General features: G+C 36.1%; 20 protein-coding genes. 12 read left to right on the top strand and 8 right to left on the bottom strand.

Features of this window, described 5'->3' with window-relative positions:
* Positions 1 to 17: 17 nt before the first annotated feature.
* From murI to U8521_RS12080, 4 genes are all read left to right on the top strand, one after another.
* Entirely contained in the window at positions 18 to 845 is an 828-nt protein-coding gene (gene murI, locus U8521_RS12095) for a glutamate racemase (protein ID WP_334352862.1), read from the top strand.
* A complete protein-coding gene (locus U8521_RS12090; RefSeq protein WP_334331604.1) occupies positions 820 to 1,419 on the top strand; it encodes an XTP/dITP diphosphatase in 600 nt (199 codons plus the stop codon). The genes murI and U8521_RS12090 overlap by 26 nt, the downstream gene beginning before the upstream one ends.
* A gap of 66 nt (positions 1,420 to 1,485) precedes the next feature.
* Positions 1,486 to 1,896, top strand: coding sequence for a DUF948 domain-containing protein (locus U8521_RS12085; RefSeq protein ID WP_135372119.1), 411 nt, complete (start codon positions 1,486 to 1,488; stop codon positions 1,894 to 1,896).
* A 2-nt stretch (positions 1,897 to 1,898) separates the two neighbouring features.
* Positions 1,899 to 2,192, top strand: coding sequence for a hypothetical protein (locus U8521_RS12080; protein WP_135372121.1), 294 nt, complete (start codon positions 1,899 to 1,901; stop codon positions 2,190 to 2,192).
* Between the two features lie 540 nt (positions 2,193 to 2,732).
* Here U8521_RS12080 and U8521_RS12075 read toward each other — a convergent pair.
* Positions 2,733 to 3,833 carry a M24 family metallopeptidase gene (locus U8521_RS12075; RefSeq protein WP_334331603.1) on the bottom strand — a complete coding sequence of 367 codons (1,101 nt, stop codon included), beginning with the start codon at positions 3,831 to 3,833 and terminating at the stop codon, positions 2,733 to 2,735.
* Positions 3,834 to 4,005: 172 nt separating this feature from the next.
* Between U8521_RS12075 and ccpA the strand changes: the two genes are divergently transcribed.
* Positions 4,006 to 5,007, top strand: coding sequence for a catabolite control protein A (ccpA, locus tag U8521_RS12070; protein WP_334331602.1), 1,002 nt, complete (start codon positions 4,006 to 4,008; stop codon positions 5,005 to 5,007).
* A 334-nt stretch (positions 5,008 to 5,341) separates the two neighbouring features.
* Here the strand turns inward: ccpA and U8521_RS12065 are convergent, their stop codons facing one another.
* The 4 genes from U8521_RS12065 to U8521_RS12050 all read right to left on the bottom strand — a co-directional run bounded on the left by U8521_RS12065 (position 5,342) and on the right by U8521_RS12050 (position 11,473).
* On the bottom strand, positions 5,342 to 5,641 hold the full coding sequence (locus tag U8521_RS12065; protein WP_334331601.1) for a hypothetical protein: 300 nt from the start codon (positions 5,639 to 5,641) through the stop codon (positions 5,342 to 5,344).
* Between the two features lie 68 nt (positions 5,642 to 5,709).
* Positions 5,710 to 8,469, bottom strand: a complete 2,760-nt coding sequence (locus U8521_RS12060) for a transglycosylase domain-containing protein (RefSeq protein WP_334352861.1) — start codon at positions 8,467 to 8,469, stop codon at positions 5,710 to 5,712.
* Positions 8,470 to 8,583: 114 nt separating this feature from the next.
* Positions 8,584 to 9,978, bottom strand: a complete 1,395-nt coding sequence (gene pepV / locus U8521_RS12055) for a dipeptidase PepV (RefSeq protein ID WP_334352860.1) — start codon at positions 9,976 to 9,978, stop codon at positions 8,584 to 8,586.
* Positions 9,979 to 10,045: 67 nt separating this feature from the next.
* Positions 10,046 to 11,473 (bottom strand): glycerophosphodiester phosphodiesterase, encoded by a 1,428-nt coding sequence (locus U8521_RS12050; protein ID WP_334352859.1) that lies wholly within the window; start codon positions 11,471 to 11,473, stop codon positions 10,046 to 10,048.
* A gap of 63 nt (positions 11,474 to 11,536) precedes the next feature.
* On the opposite strand from U8521_RS12050, the gene U8521_RS12045 reads away from it, so the two are divergent.
* The 6 genes from U8521_RS12045 to U8521_RS12020 are packed head-to-tail and all read left to right on the top strand — an operon-like array spanning position 11,537 to position 15,759.
* Positions 11,537 to 11,860 carry a hypothetical protein gene (locus U8521_RS12045; protein ID WP_334331597.1) on the top strand — a complete coding sequence of 108 codons (324 nt, stop codon included), beginning with the start codon at positions 11,537 to 11,539 and terminating at the stop codon, positions 11,858 to 11,860.
* A 4-nt stretch (positions 11,861 to 11,864) separates the two neighbouring features.
* Positions 11,865 to 12,476 carry a metallophosphoesterase gene (locus tag U8521_RS12040; RefSeq protein ID WP_334331596.1) on the top strand — a complete coding sequence of 204 codons (612 nt, stop codon included), beginning with the start codon at positions 11,865 to 11,867 and terminating at the stop codon, positions 12,474 to 12,476.
* Positions 12,477 to 12,483: 7 nt separating this feature from the next.
* Complete coding sequence (locus U8521_RS12035; protein WP_334352858.1) at positions 12,484 to 13,851, top strand: bifunctional metallophosphatase/5'-nucleotidase; 1,368 nt, start codon at positions 12,484 to 12,486, stop codon at positions 13,849 to 13,851.
* A 9-nt stretch (positions 13,852 to 13,860) separates the two neighbouring features.
* Positions 13,861 to 14,391 carry a YutD family protein gene (locus U8521_RS12030; RefSeq protein ID WP_334331594.1) on the top strand — a complete coding sequence of 177 codons (531 nt, stop codon included), beginning with the start codon at positions 13,861 to 13,863 and terminating at the stop codon, positions 14,389 to 14,391.
* Positions 14,388 to 15,164 (top strand): TIGR01457 family HAD-type hydrolase, encoded by a 777-nt coding sequence (locus tag U8521_RS12025; protein WP_334331593.1) that lies wholly within the window; start codon positions 14,388 to 14,390, stop codon positions 15,162 to 15,164. Before U8521_RS12030 ends, U8521_RS12025 begins: the two co-directional genes overlap by 4 nt.
* Positions 15,157 to 15,759, top strand: a complete 603-nt coding sequence (locus U8521_RS12020) for a TIGR01906 family membrane protein (protein ID WP_334352857.1) — start codon at positions 15,157 to 15,159, stop codon at positions 15,757 to 15,759. The genes U8521_RS12025 and U8521_RS12020 overlap by 8 nt, the downstream gene beginning before the upstream one ends.
* Positions 15,760 to 16,010: 251 nt before the next feature.
* Here the strand turns inward: U8521_RS12020 and U8521_RS12015 are convergent, their stop codons facing one another.
* From U8521_RS12015 to U8521_RS12005, 3 genes are all read right to left on the bottom strand, one after another.
* Positions 16,011 to 16,175 (bottom strand): hypothetical protein, encoded by a 165-nt coding sequence (locus U8521_RS12015; RefSeq protein ID WP_334352856.1) that lies wholly within the window; start codon positions 16,173 to 16,175, stop codon positions 16,011 to 16,013.
* Between the two features lie 37 nt (positions 16,176 to 16,212).
* Entirely contained in the window at positions 16,213 to 16,851 is a 639-nt protein-coding gene (locus U8521_RS12010; RefSeq protein ID WP_334331992.1) for a VTT domain-containing protein, read from the bottom strand.
* A 92-nt stretch (positions 16,852 to 16,943) separates the two neighbouring features.
* The gene (locus U8521_RS12005) at positions 16,944 to 17,942 is read right to left on the bottom strand and encodes an NAD(P)/FAD-dependent oxidoreductase (RefSeq protein ID WP_334331591.1); all 999 of its coding nucleotides are present in this window, start codon (positions 17,940 to 17,942) and stop codon (positions 16,944 to 16,946) included.
* 75 nt (positions 17,943 to 18,017) lie between these two features.
* On the opposite strand from U8521_RS12005, the gene U8521_RS12000 reads away from it, so the two are divergent.
* Positions 18,018 to 18,404, top strand: coding sequence for a CvfD/Ygs/GSP13 family RNA-binding post-transcriptional regulator (locus U8521_RS12000; protein WP_334331590.1), 387 nt, complete (start codon positions 18,018 to 18,020; stop codon positions 18,402 to 18,404).
* Positions 18,405 to 18,472 lie beyond the last annotated feature (68 nt).

The following is an 18,472-nucleotide window of genomic DNA, read 5'->3' as shown; positions in this document are numbered from 1 at the left end:
GAAGGTAGGGGTAACATATGAGTGATAACAGACCAATCGGTGTACTAGATTCTGGATTAGGCGGATTAACAGTAGTTAAGGAAGTCATCAGACAAATGCCTAACGAGGATGTAGTTTTCATTGGTGACGAGGCAAGAATGCCTTATGGAGTAAAGACTCATGACCAAATCATAGCTTATACGCGTGAAATGGTACAGTATTTAATCAGTCAAAATGTAAAAATAATTATTTATGGTTGTAATACAGCTACAGCCAATGCATTACAAACTATGCGTCGTGAATTCACCATTCCCATGATTGGTGTCATTGAACCAGGTTCACAAGAAGCATCTAAAGTAACAAAAACAGATCATATTGGAATTATTGCGACAGAATCGACTATCAACTCAAAGAGTTATAATCAAACGATTCATGAAATTAATCCTAAAATTACATCTTTAGGCGTTCCAGCACAAAAATTTGTTTCTTTTGTTGAAGCAGATAAAGCTGATTCATCAGAAGCCAAGAAAAATATTGAAGAAACGTTAAAGCCATTTAAGGATAATGAATTTGACACTTTGATTTTGGGATGTACCCATTTTCCAATGTTGAAAAAACAGATCAATAACTTTTTACCTAATACTAAACTTGTTGATCCAGCAGTTTCAACAGTTACAGTAGCCAAAAATTATTTAACAAGAAATGATGCCTTGACCGCACAACCAAAACGAGTGTTGAAATTGCACGCGACAGCTGATATCAAGGAATTTTCAAGACTTGCTAAACGTTGGTTACAGACGGATATTGATGAAATTAACTTAGTAGATATTGGAGGAAATGATGAAAGAAATCATAATAGCAACTAAAAATCCTGGTAAAGCTCGTGAATTTAAGCGACTTTTTGATGGCCAAGAAATTGAATTGAAGACGTTACTAGATTTTCCCAATTTCCCAGAGATTAGAGAAACGGGCAAAACTTTTAAAGAGAATGCAACTATTAAAGCACATGCTGTAATGGACCAATTCAATTTGCCTGTGATAGCAGATGATTCAGGGTTAAAAGTAGACGCCTTGTATGGCCAACCTGGTGTTCACTCAGCTAGATATGCCGGTGACCACAATGATGCGGCTAATAATGCTAAATTATTGAGTGAATTAGGCGGAATTCCTTTAGAAAAAAGAACTGCTCAATTTGTTTCAACTCTAGTATTTGCTAATCCTAAAAATGACCAAGATCTAGTAGTCGAAGGTTCTGTCGATGGTTTGATTGCGACTTTACCTCAAGGAGACGATGGTTTTGGATACGATCCGCTATTTTATGTACCTGAATTGGACAAGACAATGGCACAAATTACCTTGGATCAAAAGAATCAAATCAGCCATCGTGGTAACGCCATTAAGAAGTTAGAAAAACTCTGGCAAGATTGGATTATTTGGTAAATAATTGCCCTAAAATTGTTATAATGCTAGTATGAAAGTGCTATTAAAATACAGGAGGGTAATATTATGACTGGTGGACAAATTGCAGGATTAATTGCAGCAGTTGCATTTGTAGTGTTAGTTGTATATTTAGCCAGAACATTAGTACAAACAGCTAAATTACTTCAAGAATTGCAAGAAACAATGAAGGAAACGACCAAGATGGTAGAAGTTTTGTCAAAGAACACTGACCAAATCATGGACCAAAGTACTAAGTTAGTGGACAAGACAAATACATTGATGGATGACGTTAATAGTAAGTCAGCCAAACTAAATCCACTTTTTGATACCGTAGAAAATCTCGGTAAGAAGAGTGCCGCCGCAACTTCAAAGGAACACAATTCAGGTTTCAACCTTCAAAATCTATTAACAGTAGGTAATGTAGCAACAGTTCTCAAGACAGCTACTAAGGTATGGCCAAGAAAGAAGAATAAGTAATTATGAAAAATAATCATTTTATTATTGGCCTAGCATTAGGCTGTGCATCAGGATATTTAGCTTCTAAGTATTTAACTAGTGAAGCCGGTCAAAAAGTTATTGAGAACATCAAAACAATTCGTGGGGATTTCAATAATGGTGGTTTAGGATTAAAAGCTAACAATGATTTGGTTAATGCTTTTAATGATAAGACCGATGCTTTGAAAGATCATATGACTTCAACAGTTGATAAGATCAAAGATGATGAGGATGCTTCTGATATTGTTTTTGATGAAAATGATTTGAATGAAGAATAATTTAGTTCTTTAATTTGGATGGGTGGTTAGATGCCGTCTTCCGCAACAGCTCTGGGAAATTGCTGGAACGATGTGGGCACAACTGAGCATTTCCCAGAGCTGTTGCTCCAGACGGAATTCGGTTCTTTGCAGCTAATCAATAAATCCTGAAGTGGATACTATTCTACTTAGAATGAGTGAAGAATTGTTTTATGGTCTGGATACGATATGGTATTTCAACTTTTTAATTAATTTAATTTGATATAAAAATAGAGGATCTTACTAGAATTGCAATTACTGCAATCTAGTAAGATCCTCTTTCTGTTTTATTATTACTTCTATTTTGAATACATTTGGTAGCCTATTAAAATACTTGTGATAATTCAAAATAGAACCACTATTTTTAAAGGAATGGAAAGTAAATATACCATAAAACTGAAATTTAGTCCGGAATAGCAAAGCCGATTTGGCTCCAAGTCGACCCACCACGTTCCAGCCAAAATCGGCTTTGCTATGGAGGACGGCATACTTAACACACACCTAATCCTTAAATATAATATTTTATTTGATGTAAGTTAGTTCTTTGCTTGTGTGTGTGAATGGTTCGCAGCCGTTTTCTGTGATGTAGACACAGTCTTCAATTCTTACTCCGGCAACGTTTGGAATGTAGATTCCTGGTTCAATTGAGAAGCACATGCCTGGTTTTAGAACCATGTCGTTTCCTTCCATGATTGATGGGAATTCGTGTTCTGAAGTTCCCATACCATGTCCGAGACGATGGATGAAGTATTCACCGTAACCGGCTTTGGTGATGATGTCGCGAGCTACTTTGTCTAGTTCAGCAGCGGTGATACCAGGTTTGGCAGCATCCATGGCGGCGTATTGAGCTTCCAAGTCTACTTTATAAATGTCGAGTGATTTCTCATCTGGCTGACCAAAAGCTACTGTTCTGGAGGCGTCAGAGATATAGCCATTGTGGACTGTACCTAGATCGAACAAAACCAATTCATTTTTTTCGATAGGGGTCTTTTCTGGTCCACCATGGGGGTTAGCGGCGTTGGCACCGGCTTGAACGATCGTGTCAAAACTCATATGCATGACACCTTTTTTCATCATGGCATATTCGATTTCAGCAACTACTTCTTGCTCTGTGCGTCCTTCTTTGATGGCATTAAAGGCTACGGTGAAGGCATAGTCTGCTTCGGCACCTGCAGCTTTTAATTCTTCAATTTCACTTGGAGTTTTGATCAATTTGGCATTTTCCATGTAACGTGATAAGTTAGTAGGAAATTGTGCGTCTGGGAATTGTTGTTTGATAGCTTCTAATTTTTGAACGGGAAGGTCATCTTTTTCAATTCCCCACTTGCTTGGTGTGCCAGCAACATCTTTAATATGGCCTGCCATCAAAGCAAATGGATCTTCATGATCTAAATAACCAAAAACATCTTTATCCCAACCGGCATCTTTTGAGGCTTCAACTTCTAGTTGAGGTGCAAACAAGAATGGGTCTTTGTCAGGGAAAACTAAAAGTGCTAAAATTCTTTCCACGGGATCACTGTAAAAACCAGTGAAGTAGTGGATGTCACTTGGATTTGAAATATAAGCAATATCCAAGTTGTTTTGTGCTAAGTACTCTTGTAGATCTTGTAATTGTTTCTTCATGAAAATACTCCTTTACGTACAGATTTATTAGTAGTATATCACTGAAAACCATTTTCTTTTTGAAAAAATATGAAAACATATGCCAATAATGTAGAAACCGCTTGCAATTGTTGAAAATTTTTGATAAATTAAAGTTAATTAATGAAAATATTGTTTGAGAGAGTGAATATAAATGGATAAAAAGGTCGTAACAATCTATGACGTAGCTGAGGCTGCTAACGTTTCAATGGCAACAATTTCACGTGTAGTTAACGGTAACGCCAATGTAAAAGAAGAAACGAGAAAGAGAGTTTTGGAAGTAATTGATCGTTTGAATTACCGTCCAAACGCTGTTGCCCGTGGTTTGGCAAGTAAAAAGAGTACTACAATTGGGGTTATCTTGCCAGATATCACTAATTTGTACTTTGCATCATTGGCTAAAGGTATTGATGACGTTGCTTCAATGTACAAATACAACATCATTTTAACTAGTTTACAAGAATCTGTTGGTGATGAGGAACAAATCTTGAATAATTTGCTATCAAAGCAAGTTGATGGACTTATTTACATGGGTAAACAATTATCTAAGAAATTAAAGAGAATCCTTGCAAACTCAAAGACACCAATCGTTTTAGCAGGTTCAATCGACAAAAACAATGAAAGTGCCAGTGTAAATATTGATTATACTGATGCGGTTGCTAGTGTTGTTGGTCAATTAACAACTAACGGACACAAGAAAGTTGCTTATGTTGGTGGAAGTCTTGAAAACCCAATCGACGGTAAATATCGTCTAGACGGTTACAAGAAAGCTTTGAAGAAAGCTCATTTGAACTTCTCATCAAATCTAGTCTTTGAAGCAGAATACTCAGTACGTGCCGGAGAAGCAATTTGGGACGCAATCAGTAGCAGTGGTGCTACAGCAGCTTATGTCACAGATGATTTATTAGCTGCAGGTATCTTGAACTCAGCAGTGAAAGCCGGAGTTAAGGTTCCAGATGATTTTGAACTTGTTACAAGTAATGACACAGTACTTTGTGAAGTTACACGTCCAAAGATGAGTTCAGTTGAAGAACCATTGTATGATATCGGAGCCGTTGCAATGCGTTTGTTGACAAAGATGATGAATCAAGAACAAATTGATGAAAATACAGTTAAGTTACCATATAGTATCGTAAAACGTGGATCTACAAAATAGAGAGCGTGGAGTAGGCCTGCTTAGGAGTCAGCAGATAGCCTAGCTTCACGAATTATCCGCGTACTTTGCGGATGATTTGGGAAGCGTAGCTATATGTTGACTCCTGGCCTGCGGAACGCGTTTATGCTGCAAGTTTAGGACATAACACAAGAAAGCACTAATCTAAGCAACAATAAAAAAGTCTAAAAAGAATCTAAAAAGGACCTTACCGGAATACAGCAATAGCTGCAATCCCAGCAAGATCCTTTTTTAATACTCTTAAAATTAAAAATAAGAAGAATCAAAATAATCGTATCCTTCAAAAGCCAAATAAATTCAATCTCAGAGCTTTTTCCTATTTCTGATTAGTTTTACGTTGCTTATGCAATTCCCAAATAATCACGACAATATAGCCAAATGCAACTAATGATAACCCACCGGTAAAAATAGAGCTAAACTCATAAGGCATATCGAAAAATCCGGAAATAATCGAATAGATCGTATTGACTAAAACAATTGAGGCTAAAGTTAATGATTTATCCCAAATTTTAATGTTGTGTCTCCATCTATAAATAAGATCAATGATGATAAATAAAATTAGTAAGCTTGCGACGACGTAAAGTGAATTTTGTAAAAATGTTGCGCTAAAGTACATAAGTATCTCCTTTAAATAAAATAAGAAAACTCCCATCTTTTGAAGTGATTCAATTGATGGGAGTTTCGTTATTCTCCAGTTGGAGGAGTTGTATTAGCTTCTCCACCACTTGAGTTAGAACTGTCACCAGTTCCGGTAGTAGGCTGTTCAGTATTAGAACTACTATTGTTGTCACTTGGAGTAGTTGTTGTTCCAGTATCACTAGTTGATGATCCATTAGATGAACCAGAACCTGAACTACCACCAGTTCCAGTACCTGTACCAGTATCGGTAGTACCATTTTCAGTCGTTGAACGTGATTCAGTCGTTGAAGAATTGGTTGAACGGTTATTTGTAATAACGTCAGACGAGTCAGAGCTATTAGTACTATTACTGAAACCAGAAGTTCGACCACTACCGTTTTCAATAGCTAATTCATCAGTACTCTTGTTTGAATCGCCTAAAGTTTTAACTTGACCGTAGGTACTGCTGTGTCCAAAGTAGTTATCCCAGAAGGACTTGTAGTTCTTAGCTTTACCACCGATAGCAAATTCATCGTAGGACATAGCTTTTGGACTGCCTTTATAGTAAAGCGAAGTTGTTGTATGTTGATTGACCTTAGCAGTTACACCATTGTAGCCAATTGTTCCAACTTTGGTACCAGTTTCCTTGTCGACCTTGTATGATTTAACGCCACTAGGACGATCAAAACTAGTTTCAGCATTCAAGACACTTGGATCTTGGTCGTAAATTGCATTAGCCATCTTCGACCAGAGTTCCTGATTCAAGTTTGTTGAGTTACTTGATAAGTTGTAATTGTTACCGTAGAAGTTATCGTATCCGATCCAGGAAGCTAACGTCATACCGTCAGTACTACCAATGAACCAGTTATCACGATAGTCATTTGAAGTACCAGTTTTACCAAAGAGATTCTTGGTATTGAAGTTAGATTCGTATGATAAGGCTGAGGCAGTACCTTTAGTAACAACGCCATGTAGCATGTTCTTAATAATGTAAGAAGTTTCCTTGGTGAAGACACGTTTCTTAGAATCTTTATGCTTGTAAATACTCTTACCAGAAGGATCTGTTACATCCGAGACGATATAAGGACTAACATGAACCCCTTTGTTGGCAAAAGTAGAAAAGGCGCTGGCTTGTTCAAGAACTGTCACACCAGTTGCTGTACCACCTAAAGTAATACCGAGTTGGTTATATTCTTTGTTAGTTAAATTGATGCCCATCTTCGACATGTATTTCTTAGAACTGACACCTTGTTGACGAATATAGTTATATAAGTTAACTGAAGGAATATTGTATGATTCTTCCAAAGTTTCACGAGCTGAGATGAAACGATTTTGAATAGTTTCACCATAATCAGTTGGTGAGTACTTATTGAAGCTAGTCTTAAAGTCGGCCAACATTGATTGTGAACCAATTAAACCATTTTCAATTGCTGGTGCAAAGGTAATCAACGGTTTAATTGAAGAACCAGGTGAACGATGAGTATCAAAGGCGTGGTTAATTTGTGATTTCTTAAAGTTGACCCCACCGACAAAGGCTAACACTTGACCAGTTTTATTATCAAGAAGGACTGAACCGTTTTGAACAGGTTCAGAGACTTTGATACTACGACCAGTATTAGGATCTGTTGCATCGTCAGTATGAGTCGTACCAAGATTACCTTTGTAAGCTTGAGCCTGTTTATTCATAGCGACATATAAACTCTTATTGATCGTACTGTGAATCTTGTAATTCTTATTGTGTAATTCTGTATCTGCTTGAGTGTAATACTTTTCGTATAGATTCTTATCTTTAACTAGATCTTTATATTTAATACCATCATTTTTAGCTAGGCGTTTGATGATAATTGTCCGAGCTTGATCAGTCAAAGTATTATACAAGTAACCATATTTAATACTTGAAGAATTAGCACTAGCAGGCTTTAAAAAGTCAGATTTCAAATCAAATTTCTTAGCCTGATTGTATTGGGCTTCTGAAATTTGATTGTCACGATACATCCGATATAAAACGATGTCTTTACGCTTTAAACCAAGGCTGATATCATCTTTAACCCGACCACGTTCATCATATGGAGTATAAATCGATGGACTTTGTGGTAAACCGGCAATAAAAGCTGATTCAGCCAAATTTAAATCACTGGCATCTTTTCCGAAGAGACCTTTAGCAGCAGCTTGAACACCTTGAATGTTTTGACCTTTATTATTGCGACCAAAAGTTGCGGCGTTCAAATAATCGGCTAAAATTTCATCTTTTGAGAAATATTTATCGACACGCATAGCTAAGAAAATTTCTACAGCTTTACGTTTCCAAGTTGTTTCTGATGATAACATTTGCATCTTAACGGTCTGTTGGGTCAAAGTCGATCCACCAGTTTGCGTACCGATACCTGTGATATCAGAAATGACCGCCCGAAAAATTGACTTTGGGACGACACCTTTATGTCGATAGAAGTCACTATCTTCAGTGGAAACAATAGCTTTCTTAAGATATGGTGACATCTCGTTGATCGATACTTTTGTACCAACGAGATCCTTTTTTAGACTTTCAATTTTTTGTCCATCAGCAAAGTATAGAGTAGCTGAATTATTAACATCTTGAAGTTCCGTCTTCATCTCGTTTTTAGTTGGGACACTAACTTGACTCGTTAATGCCGAAACATATCCTAAACCGAGACCGACGGATAAACTCAAAATAATAAATAGGCCGGCAATAGAATAGAGAATGATTCGACGAATGATCTCTATCGTTAGATTAGCTTTCTTAGCAAAATCGGACCAGCTCTTTATACTTTTGAACCAATTGACAATGCTATTCCATAAATTTTTCACTTTTAAATGAGCTCCCTTAAAAAGTTACATACCGTAATTATATAATAAAATTGATTTAGAAGTGTAAAAACAAAAAAGTTCCATAGAATTATCTTCTACAGAACTTTTATTAACTTACTTAATTAAGCGGTAGATAGCATCTGCATAAATTGCTGTGGCTTTTAACAATTTATCAATATTAATATATTCATTAGGTTGATGCATAACATTTTCGTCGCCAGGGAACATTGCACCAAAAGCGATTCCGTGTTTGAGAATACGTCCATAAGTACCACCACCAACAGTGAATGGCTCAGTATCATCATCAGTGTGATCGCGATAAGCTCCGACTAAAGCTTGAACTAGTGGATCATCTGCTTCAATAAAGTGAGGCAATTGATTGTGACCTTTGATAACGGCTGAAACGTTTTCTGGTAAGTTTTGATTGATCTTGTCAGTCAAAGTAACACCGGTGTCACCTTTTGGATAGCGGATATTAAGAAGAATATTTGCTTTTTCTTGGTTGTATTCAAAAATATTAGGAGAAACAGTTAAGTCACCCATCACTTCATGAGTGTTGGCAATTCCTAAGTTTTTGCCGGCAAAGTCCAAATGGAGTTGGTTAACGATAAATGAGAAGTAAGATTTTTCTGATTCATTCAAATCTAAAGTCAACAAGAATTTGGCCAAGTAAGTACCTGCATTGATACCATTGAATGGTTCCATGGCATGAGCACCTTTACCGATGATTTTAACGACTAATTTGTCATCATTTGAAACTTCGCCTTTAACTTCTTTGTTTTCTGCTAAGAAATCATTTAACTTTGTCTTTAAATCTTCAAATTCGATTTTTTCTGAATCAATAACTGCTTCAGCATTTTGTGGCACCATATTAGGTCTGATACCAGCTTTCATTTCTTTCACTAAACCGATTTTTGGTGTAGGGAAGTTGACTCTAAAGGAAACGATACCTTTTTCACCATTAATAGCTGGAAATTCAGCATCGGGAGAGAAACCAGTTTCTGGCATAGTTTCTTTTTCCATATAATGATTGATGCCAACCCATTCGCTTTCTTCGTCGGTTCCTAAAATTAATTGAACTTTTTTACTAGTAGGTAATTTTAGTTCCTTAATAATTTTCATGGCATAGTAGGAAGCCAAACTAGGGCCTTTGTCATCGCTAGCACCACGTGCATAAAAGTTTCGATCCTTGATTACTGGTTCAAACGGATTAGTATCCCAACCTGGACCTTCTGGAACTACATCGACGTGTCCTAAAATGGCAATCGATTCGTCACCATCACCGAATTCGATGCGACCTGCTAAATTATCAACGTTTTTAGTCTCAAAGCCGTCGCGGTCTGCAAAATGTAAAAATGTTTGCAAGGCCTTGGCTGGTCCTGGTCCTAAAGGAAAATCATTTGTTTTGTGTTCGACGTCTCGAGAACTATCAATACTTACTAGCTCTGAAAGGTCGTTTATTAATTCATCTGAGCGATGTGAAACTTCTTTTTCCCAATCTATAGACATATATCTTTTGACCTCCACATGAAGTTTTATATATTTTACCAAAGGTTTGGATTAATGGCTAATTTACCTAAATTGTCTTTATGGAATCGCTGTCATTATTTGTTGAAAAATCAATGAATAAATTGTTAAATTCATTGATCAATGACGTGTCCCGTAAAGTTTGATCGCCTGTTGGCTGAGCAATGGAAATGTCTTCGAGTAGATCGACATTGTGTAATCGTTGACCTTTAGGTAAATTGTAATAACTCTTTAAACTTTCGTTACCTAAATAGTTATTAGGATTTAATTGAATCAAGACGTTTTTAGCGTTGATCCAACCACCCTTTAATTTTAACCATGTCTGAGAACCACGGCGTTGTATCGTGATGATTTTTTGAACTTTGTTTGCTTCAAGACGATTCTTGATTTTACTTTGTTCATCAGGTTGACTGTACAAAAAGTTGTCAGGTTGTTGATTACGATAGACCACACTAGCCCCGAAGTATTGGCGCAAATCTTTTAAAACATATTCTGAGTTGAAACCAGTTGCGTCGGCAAATTCATTCTCACCAAGTTGAACATACTTTTTACCATTTGAACGGATAATATTGGTAATGTGATAGCCATCTAGTGGTTTAACCTCTTTATTAGTTTTAATTAAACGGTAAGGATTCTCGTAAATTGGTTCTGATTTAGTACTCATGTAATAAACGTTCTGATTGATGACTTCGCTTTTAGATTTATCTTTTAGTTCGCGATATTCATTTCCAGTTGCAGGGTAGTTAGTAACGACTCCATCAATTGGCATATTGATCAGAGTGTTCCATTTTTTAGGACTTTCGTTCATTTCGTCCCAGACATAAATGGTTTTTCCCATCGAGTGCAAGGCGTTGATAACATCAGGGGTTACAATATTGGAAGAAAGATTGACTCCAGTAACGTATTGCAAAACTTCAAAATTAACCCGCTTGATGGTTCCCGCGATAAAGATTCGGGGGATGTTGGGCATTAATTCAGCTTCATTTTGCAAACTCTTAGTCGAGAATGAATGAAACATGACTCGATCTTGCATGCCGTATTGGTCGATCACTTGTTTCAATAAAGCTTCCATATTTTGAGGATTACCTTTTTTAGTCTTCTTAGTTTCAACCAAGAATTTGGCTTTAGGATTATTTTTGTAATGCTCAAAAACTTGATTTAAACTGTGGATTGGCTCACCATTTTTTTGTTTAAGAGTTGCCAATTCGGAAAAATTATGTTGGGAAACGATGGCAGACGTACCTGTCACGCGCTCTAAATCCCGGTCATGAGAAACAACTAGCACATTATCTTTGGAAACGTGAATATCAAGTTCGACATAATCAGCACCTTCATCCAAAGCCTTGTTGAAACTTTCAAAGGTTTCTTCTGGGGCATTGATAGGATCACCACGATGGCCAATGACCGTGAAACCACTGGCAAAGAAAAAAATGAAGCCAGCAAAGGCAATTTTGAAAAGGTTGTTTTTTGAAATCATAATTAACTCCCTAACTTTTTGAATATTATATACTAAAATAAGTAATGAAATGAGGTAGTAACAATGGACAATGAAAAGCAAACACTCGATATTATTGAACAAATTACCCGTAATGACGGTACAAAATATTATGAATTAGCCAATATTGTTATGAATGGTCGAGCAGAAAAGGCGGCGGAATTAGGATTGATCAAAGAGGTTCGTATTTTGAAACTCAATATTCCTCATTCATCAGCGGTCAATACTTATGAAGAGTACGTCAATGAGAATTATTCAGTACCACCAATGGAAATGAAAGAGTGGGTCGAGTACAAGAAACCCGAAGGAAAAATACGTGATGCTTTTGAAGAGATCCTTAAAGCAAATAAAATAATTTCAAAGGATTAATAGAATGAATTACTTTATAGCTGATACACATTTTTATCACTATCAATTATTACAACCAAATAACTTTGCACCTAGACATTTTTCAAACGTCGATGATATGAATCAAGCTATGATCGATGCTTGGAATAATCGGGTCGACGAAAATGACCGGGTTTATCATCTTGGTGATATTTCTATGCGACCACAAGATTATCCGACTGACGAAGAAACATTTGATATTTTGCGACAGTTAAATGGACATATGACTTTAATCAAAGGTAATCATGATTACCGGTCACTTTTTAAATACATTAATAAGCATAATCAAACTATGTCCGATGGCAAGTTGAAATATCAATTTGAAGACGTTGGTTCGCTATTAAAATTTGATCATCATCAATTTTATTGTACTCATTATCCCATGTTATTAGGTAAAGTGGACAAAATAATTAATTTGCATGGGCATATTCATCATTATTCAGTGCCAATTGCTGAAAATATTAATGTTGGTGTCGATGCACCAGAACGTGAATTTTTGAGTGAAGATTTGCCTTGGGGCAGTCCTTTACGTGGTGAAGAGATTTTAGAAATGTATGATAAGAAGAAACAAGAATTAGCAAAAATGCAGAGAAAGTAGGCTTTTTATGGAAAAAATTCAAATAGTACACACGAATGATTTACATTCTCACTTCGAAAATTTTCCACGTATTGCACGCTTTATTGAGAATTCAAGAAATACTAGTATTGCTGATGATTTTTATTTGTTCGATATTGGGGATGCAATGGATCGAGCTCACCCTCTAACTGAAGCGACAAATGGTAAAGCCAACATAGAGTGGATGAATCAATTGCATTATGATGCGGCTACGATTGGTAACAATGAAGGATTAGGCAATAGTCATCAAGAATTAGAACATTTGTATGATGAAGCTAATTTTCCGGTTATTTTAGATAATCTGTACGATGAAAAAACTAAAAAATTAGCTGATTTTGCTAAGCCTTTTAAGGTATTAACGACTAAAAGCGGGACCAAAATTGGCGTGATTGGAATGACTGCGCCATTTATTTTGACCTATCCTTTGTTGAATTGGGACATTCGTCTGGTTCAAGATATTTTGCCACAGGCTTTGGAATCGGTTAAAGATTGTGATGTCATCATTTTGTTGTCGCACTTAGGTGTGTCAATGGATCGCTTGATTGCTAAAAAGCACCCTGAGATAGATGTAATTATTGGTTCACATACTCATCATTTATTTGAAAAAGGTGAGATGGACAATGGCGTCTTGTTGGCCGCGGCTGGTAAGTATGGTCAAAATATTGGTAATATTGATTTGGAATTAAATGATAAAAAGGAAATTACCAATAAAGTGGCTTTCACTACACGAACAGCTGAACTTTCAAAAGAAAAGACTGATGACGCTTGGATTTCGGAGCAACATGAAAAGGGCGAAAGCTTATTAGATCAGAGAAAAATTGCAAATTTGCCAACTGCTTTGAGCAAGGACTATCAAGCACCGCATGCGGTAATCAATGAAGCTCTCGATGCCATGCAGGATTTTACAGGTGCCGAAGTGGCAATTTTGAGTTCAGGTCTATTTTTGAAAGATTTACCTAAGGGCGTTATTTCGCAAAAGGATTTACATGATCTCTTGCCACATGCAATTCACGCCATGAAGACAACAATGACTGGCGAAAATGTCTGGCGTCTAGTGATGGAAATGGAAAAGAATCGTTTGTATTTGCGGACTCATCAGCAAAAAGGGATGGGTTTTCGTGGCAAAATATTTGGCGAAATAGTTTATCGCGGTATAAAAGTTGATAATAAAAGAAATGTTTATATCAATGGTCAAGAATTAAATCCTAATCAAGAGTATACTTTAGCTTTATTGGACCATTATTTATTTGTACCCTATTTTCCATCAATTGAAATTGCAGGGGATAATGAAATTCTGTATCCTAAGTTCTTGAGAAATGTTTTTGGAGATTATTTAAGTAAAAAATATCCGATTTGAGGTGATTGTTTGCAAGAGGTTGAGAATAAAACACCAGCTAAATTGGCTGATGTTATCGTTCTGACAGATAACCTAATTACGATTAACAAAACTCAATATAAGATAGTTGAAAATCACGACAATGGATTCAACGAGGAACGAATCGAAGAACGCTATAATGACGTTTTAGATAAGTACGATTTTATTGTTGGTGATTGGGGATACGACCAGTTACGTTTTAAAGGTTTTTATGAAGATGAAAGACGTGATAGTACGCTCGATTCACGAATCTCTCATCTAGAGGACTACTTGCTAGAATATTGTAACTTTGGTTGTGCATATTTTGTTTTGGAAAAAGTTAAGAAAGCGCCATTGAAAAATCGGCGTAAAGGTAATCATAGATTCCATACTCGTTCAACGCAAAATAAGCATGGAAACAATAATAAGAATGTTAATAAAAATACTAGTCATAGGCGCAGAACGACTACTAAGCACCGGGTCAAAAAGACTAGTGCAAAGAAGACTTTTAAAATTAGAAAAATAGGTGAAAAGAATAAATGAAGTATCAAACATATTTAATTGATTTAGATGGCACAATGTATCGTGGTAAGGACAAGATTCCTGAAGCTAAAACATTTGTCGAAAATCTACAAGCCAAAGGAGTAGACTATTACTTCCTTACTAACAACACTACTAAGACTCCACAACAAGTAGCTGATAATTTAGTTAATAACCATCAAATCCCAGCTACTGCCGATCAAGTCGTCACACCATCGCTTGCAACAGCGGCATATGTAAAGAATATGTTTGATGATGATATTAGTAACCACTCCGCATATGTTATCGGAGAATATGGTTTAAAGAGTGCAATCTATAACACTGGAATCAAGTTTGAAGAAACTAATCCCGATGTGGTGATCGTCGGTTTGGATTACGATGTAACTTATCATAAGTTTGAAATTGCCACTTTAGCAATTAAGCGTGGGGCATTCTTTATAGGAACTAACGCCGATACTAATTTGCCTAACGAGCGTGGTTTAGTTCCTGGAGCAGGTTCAGTAATTTCATTAGTAGAGACTTCAACGCAACAAAAGGCTAAATATATTGGTAAGCCAGAACGTGACATCATGGATTTTGCAGCTGATTTCAAAAATTTTGATCCTAAAACAGCTTTGATGGTCGGTGACAATTACAATACTGATATTAAATGCGGTATCGCTTCTGGAGTAGATACTTTGCTAGTTTATACTGGTGTAAGTACTCATGAAGATATTGCCAAGGTTGACATCAAACCGACTCATGAAGTAGAAAGTTTGGATAAGTGGGATGTCTAATGCCCAAAAAGATGGACTTTACACAACTGCTTTAGTCTTCTTTTTTTTAACGACAGCAATATCAGTCACGATTTTTGCTAGTTATTTATTGTTTGCCTTTGATATTCGCTACTATAACTTAGATTCATTAGTGGAATTAGATTATGGAACGGTCTTTAAAAACTATGCACAGATGATGGATTATTTACTAAATCCGTTCAATTGGCAATTTAAGTTGAGTGATTTCATTTCGTCTCCAGCCGGCAGATTACATTTTGAAGATTGTAAGAAACTTTTCATCCTCAATTTTGGAGTCTGGATAATTAGTGGAGCGTTTGTTTGGAAATTCCACAAAGTAAGAGCCTATTTCAATCGTGTCTTTTTCTGGATAGGGATAGGTACGATTGTATTGGTATTGTTAATGTTATTTAATTTTGATCAATTTTTCGTGATTTTTCATGAAGTATTGTTCAGAAACAGCGATTGGCTATTTGATCCAGCTAAAGATCCGATTATTAATGTTTTACCGGAGGACTTCTTTACACAATGTTTCGTGCTGTTCTTTGTTGTGTTTGAAGGGTTGATGTTTTGGAAATCTAAACGGATTAAGGTTTAGATTTAGATAGATTTGTTTTATAGTTTGTGTAGTGGTATTTCAATTTTTTAAATAATTTAATTTGGTATAAAAATAGAGGATCTTACTAGAACTGCAGATTACTGCAATCTAGTAAGATCCTCTTTCTTTTGAATTATTATTTCTATTTTAAATAGGGAAACGCAATAATCTATTAAAATATAAAATCCTAAATCAGAATAGAATTACTATTTCTAAGGAAATGGAAAGTAAATATGCCATAGAACAGAAATTTAGTCCGGAATAGCAAAGCCGATTTGGCTCAGATGTGAAATTTTGGTTAGTGCTTTAGCACTTACCAAAAGGTCGAGCTTGAAGACAATTTCCGGTTTTGAAATTGGCTCCAAGTCGGCCCACATCGTTCCAGCCAAAATCGGCTTTGCTATGGAGGACGGCATACTTCAACCCAAACAAAAAAGAGCCTAAGATAATATCTTAAGCTCTTTTTTTGCGATTCTTTAAAGCCGTAATCAAAACAGGAATCAATGAAACTAAGATAATACCTAGAATAATCATTGAGAAGTGTTCTTGAACTGCAGGGATATTTCCAAATAAGAAGCCAGCAATCGAACAAACTGTGACCCATAGAAAAGCCCCAATAAAATTGAATTTCAAAAAGGTTCCATAATGCATCGTTCCACTACCAGCAACGAAAGGTACAAAAGTTCTGATTAGGGGAATGAATCTTCCAATAGCAATTGTTTTCCCACCGTGCTTTTGAAAGAAAAGATGTGCATCGTGCAAATGCTCTTTATTGATCAGTTTACTCAGATACTTATTCTCCGTTGCAAACTGGCCAAAATGTTCACCAATTTCATAGTTCATTGAATCTCCTAAGACAGCTGCAGATAGGAAAATGATAAAGAGTAGCCAGGGAAGCAATCCGTAACTTGGATTAGCCGCTAAAGCCATTGCTGCAAAAATCAAGGAATCACCGGGTAGGAAAGGTAAAATAACTACACCAGTTTCAATGAAGATGATGATAAACATAATCAAATATGTCCAAAGACCGAAGTTATTTACAATATTGACCATGTGACTATCAATATGCAGGATAAAATCGATCAGACTCATTACGTAACTCAATCAATCAACTCCAGATTTCAAATTAATCTTTATTATACTAGCATATCTTAAAATTAGCTTTACAAAAGACAAATTTCAAGTTATTTTTCAAAAATTGAAGTACTGTGTTCAAAATAATCACGATCTGGATAAAGATTGCGAAGAGCTTTAGTAACTGCCACAGGACCCTCAGCAAAGGCGGTAGTAATCAATTGAAGCTTGCCAGGATAAGTTACGATGTCACCAATGGCAAAAATGTTAGGGAGATTAGTTTCCATCTCTTGTGTCACTTTAATGAAGGGACCGCTTAATTCAATATGCCAATCGCGCAAAATTTTAGAATCAGACACGAAACCGTAGTTAACTAGTAATTTGTCAGCCGTGACAGTTTTTTCTTCATCTGACTTGATCATTTTTAACGAAACGTCGATTTTGTCGTGATTGTCAGCATTATAGTCAACGCCTTTGATAATGTAGGGATTGAGTTGTTCAACATTGGATTCATTGAGCTTTTTAACGCTGGATTCCATCGCACGATACTTGTTACGACGATGAATCAATGAGGTGTGGTTGGCGACTTTACTTAGATCGATTGACCAGTCGACTGCTGAATCTCCACCACCAGCTACTAAGACGTCTTTTCCCGTGAAGTCTTCCATCTGATTGACGAAGTAGTTTAAGTTGTTATCCTCTAAAGTCTTATCGTAATCAAATGTTAACTTGCGAGGTTTGAAGGCACCATTACCGATAGCAATGATAATAGCTTTAGTATGAATAGTTTCTTTATTAGTTGTTAAGATCCAAGTGGAGTCATCTTCATTTCTTTCTATAGAAGAAACGGAAGTATTTAAATACTTATCAAATTTAGTTATTTCCAATTGTTTGTCTAATTGCTTGATTAGATCAGTTGCTGAGATCTTTGGTAAACCGGCTACATCATAAATATGCTTTTGCGCATAGAGTGTCTCAGGCTGTCCGCCTAATTTGGGTAAACTTTCTATTAATGCTACATCAAGGTTACGGAGACCAGCGAAGTAAGTAGCAAACATACCTGCAGGGCCACCTCCGATGATTGAAATGTCATAAATTTTATTATTCATAATCTTAGTCACCATTTTCTGTTATATAATCTATAGATATATTGTGACACATTTAGAATTTAAAGAGGGAAAAATATGAGAATTGGTGACAAACTTACTGGGACTATTTCCGGTATACAATCATATGGTGTCTTTGTTAAATTAGATGACAAGCATCAGGGCTTGATTCATATCTCTGAATTAAAGCATGGTTTTGTTTCTAATATAGAAGAAAGATACCAAATAGGAGATAAAGTAGACGTCTTGGTAATGGGAATAGACGAATACAATCATAAGATCAGCTTGTCTACTAGGGCTTTGCATCCTGAAAGAATTGGACGACCTATTTTACATAAGCACTTTTGGACTGATTATCGTGATAGAATAGGTTATAAGACGATTGCTAAGCAGAAACAAGGTTGGATAAACAGTGCAATGAAGCGAATTTCAGAAAAAAAGCAAAAAAATTCAACTTTTTTGTAAAAAAGGGTTGCACATCACTTATTCGATTGGTAATATATATCTTGTTGTTGCGACAGAGCAACGGCGTC

The organism is Companilactobacillus miaonis, from assembly GCF_036913615.1.
GTDB lineage: Bacteria > Bacillota > Bacilli > Lactobacillales > Lactobacillaceae > Companilactobacillus.
The sequence above is the reverse complement of the archived record's forward strand: the minus strand, read 5'-3'. Positions and strand labels throughout refer to the sequence as shown.

Excerpts from the sequence above, each read along its gene's own strand:
- murI (WP_334352862.1), top strand. The coding sequence starts at position 18 with ATGAGTGATAACAGACCAATCGGTGTACTAGATTCTGGATTAGGCGGA.
- U8521_RS12090 (WP_334331604.1), top strand. The coding sequence starts at position 820 with ATGAAAGAAATCATAATAGCAACTAAAAATCCTGGTAAAGCTCGTGAA.
- U8521_RS12085 (WP_135372119.1), top strand. The coding sequence starts at position 1,486 with ATGACTGGTGGACAAATTGCAGGATTAATTGCAGCAGTTGCATTTGTA.
- U8521_RS12080 (WP_135372121.1), top strand. The coding sequence starts at position 1,899 with ATGAAAAATAATCATTTTATTATTGGCCTAGCATTAGGCTGTGCATCA.
- U8521_RS12075 (WP_334331603.1), bottom strand. The coding sequence starts at position 3,833 with ATGAAGAAACAATTACAAGATCTACAAGAGTACTTAGCACAAAACAAC.
- ccpA (WP_334331602.1), top strand. The coding sequence starts at position 4,006 with ATGGATAAAAAGGTCGTAACAATCTATGACGTAGCTGAGGCTGCTAAC.
- U8521_RS12065 (WP_334331601.1), bottom strand. The coding sequence starts at position 5,641 with ATGTACTTTAGCGCAACATTTTTACAAAATTCACTTTACGTCGTCGCA.
- pepV (WP_334352860.1), bottom strand. The coding sequence starts at position 9,978 with ATGTCTATAGATTGGGAAAAAGAAGTTTCACATCGCTCAGATGAATTA.
- U8521_RS12050 (WP_334352859.1), bottom strand. The coding sequence starts at position 11,473 with ATGATTTCAAAAAACAACCTTTTCAAAATTGCCTTTGCTGGCTTCATT.
- U8521_RS12045 (WP_334331597.1), top strand. The coding sequence starts at position 11,537 with ATGGACAATGAAAAGCAAACACTCGATATTATTGAACAAATTACCCGT.
- U8521_RS12040 (WP_334331596.1), top strand. The coding sequence starts at position 11,865 with ATGAATTACTTTATAGCTGATACACATTTTTATCACTATCAATTATTA.
- U8521_RS12035 (WP_334352858.1), top strand. The coding sequence starts at position 12,484 with ATGGAAAAAATTCAAATAGTACACACGAATGATTTACATTCTCACTTC.
- U8521_RS12025 (WP_334331593.1), top strand. The coding sequence starts at position 14,388 with ATGAAGTATCAAACATATTTAATTGATTTAGATGGCACAATGTATCGT.
- U8521_RS12020 (WP_334352857.1), top strand. The coding sequence starts at position 15,157 with ATGTCTAATGCCCAAAAAGATGGACTTTACACAACTGCTTTAGTCTTC.
- U8521_RS12015 (WP_334352856.1), bottom strand. The coding sequence starts at position 16,175 with ATGCCGTCCTCCATAGCAAAGCCGATTTTGGCTGGAACGATGTGGGCC.
- U8521_RS12010 (WP_334331992.1), bottom strand. The coding sequence starts at position 16,851 with ATGAGTCTGATCGATTTTATCCTGCATATTGATAGTCACATGGTCAAT.
- U8521_RS12005 (WP_334331591.1), bottom strand. The coding sequence starts at position 17,942 with ATGAATAATAAAATTTATGACATTTCAATCATCGGAGGTGGCCCTGCA.
- U8521_RS12000 (WP_334331590.1), top strand. The coding sequence starts at position 18,018 with ATGAGAATTGGTGACAAACTTACTGGGACTATTTCCGGTATACAATCA.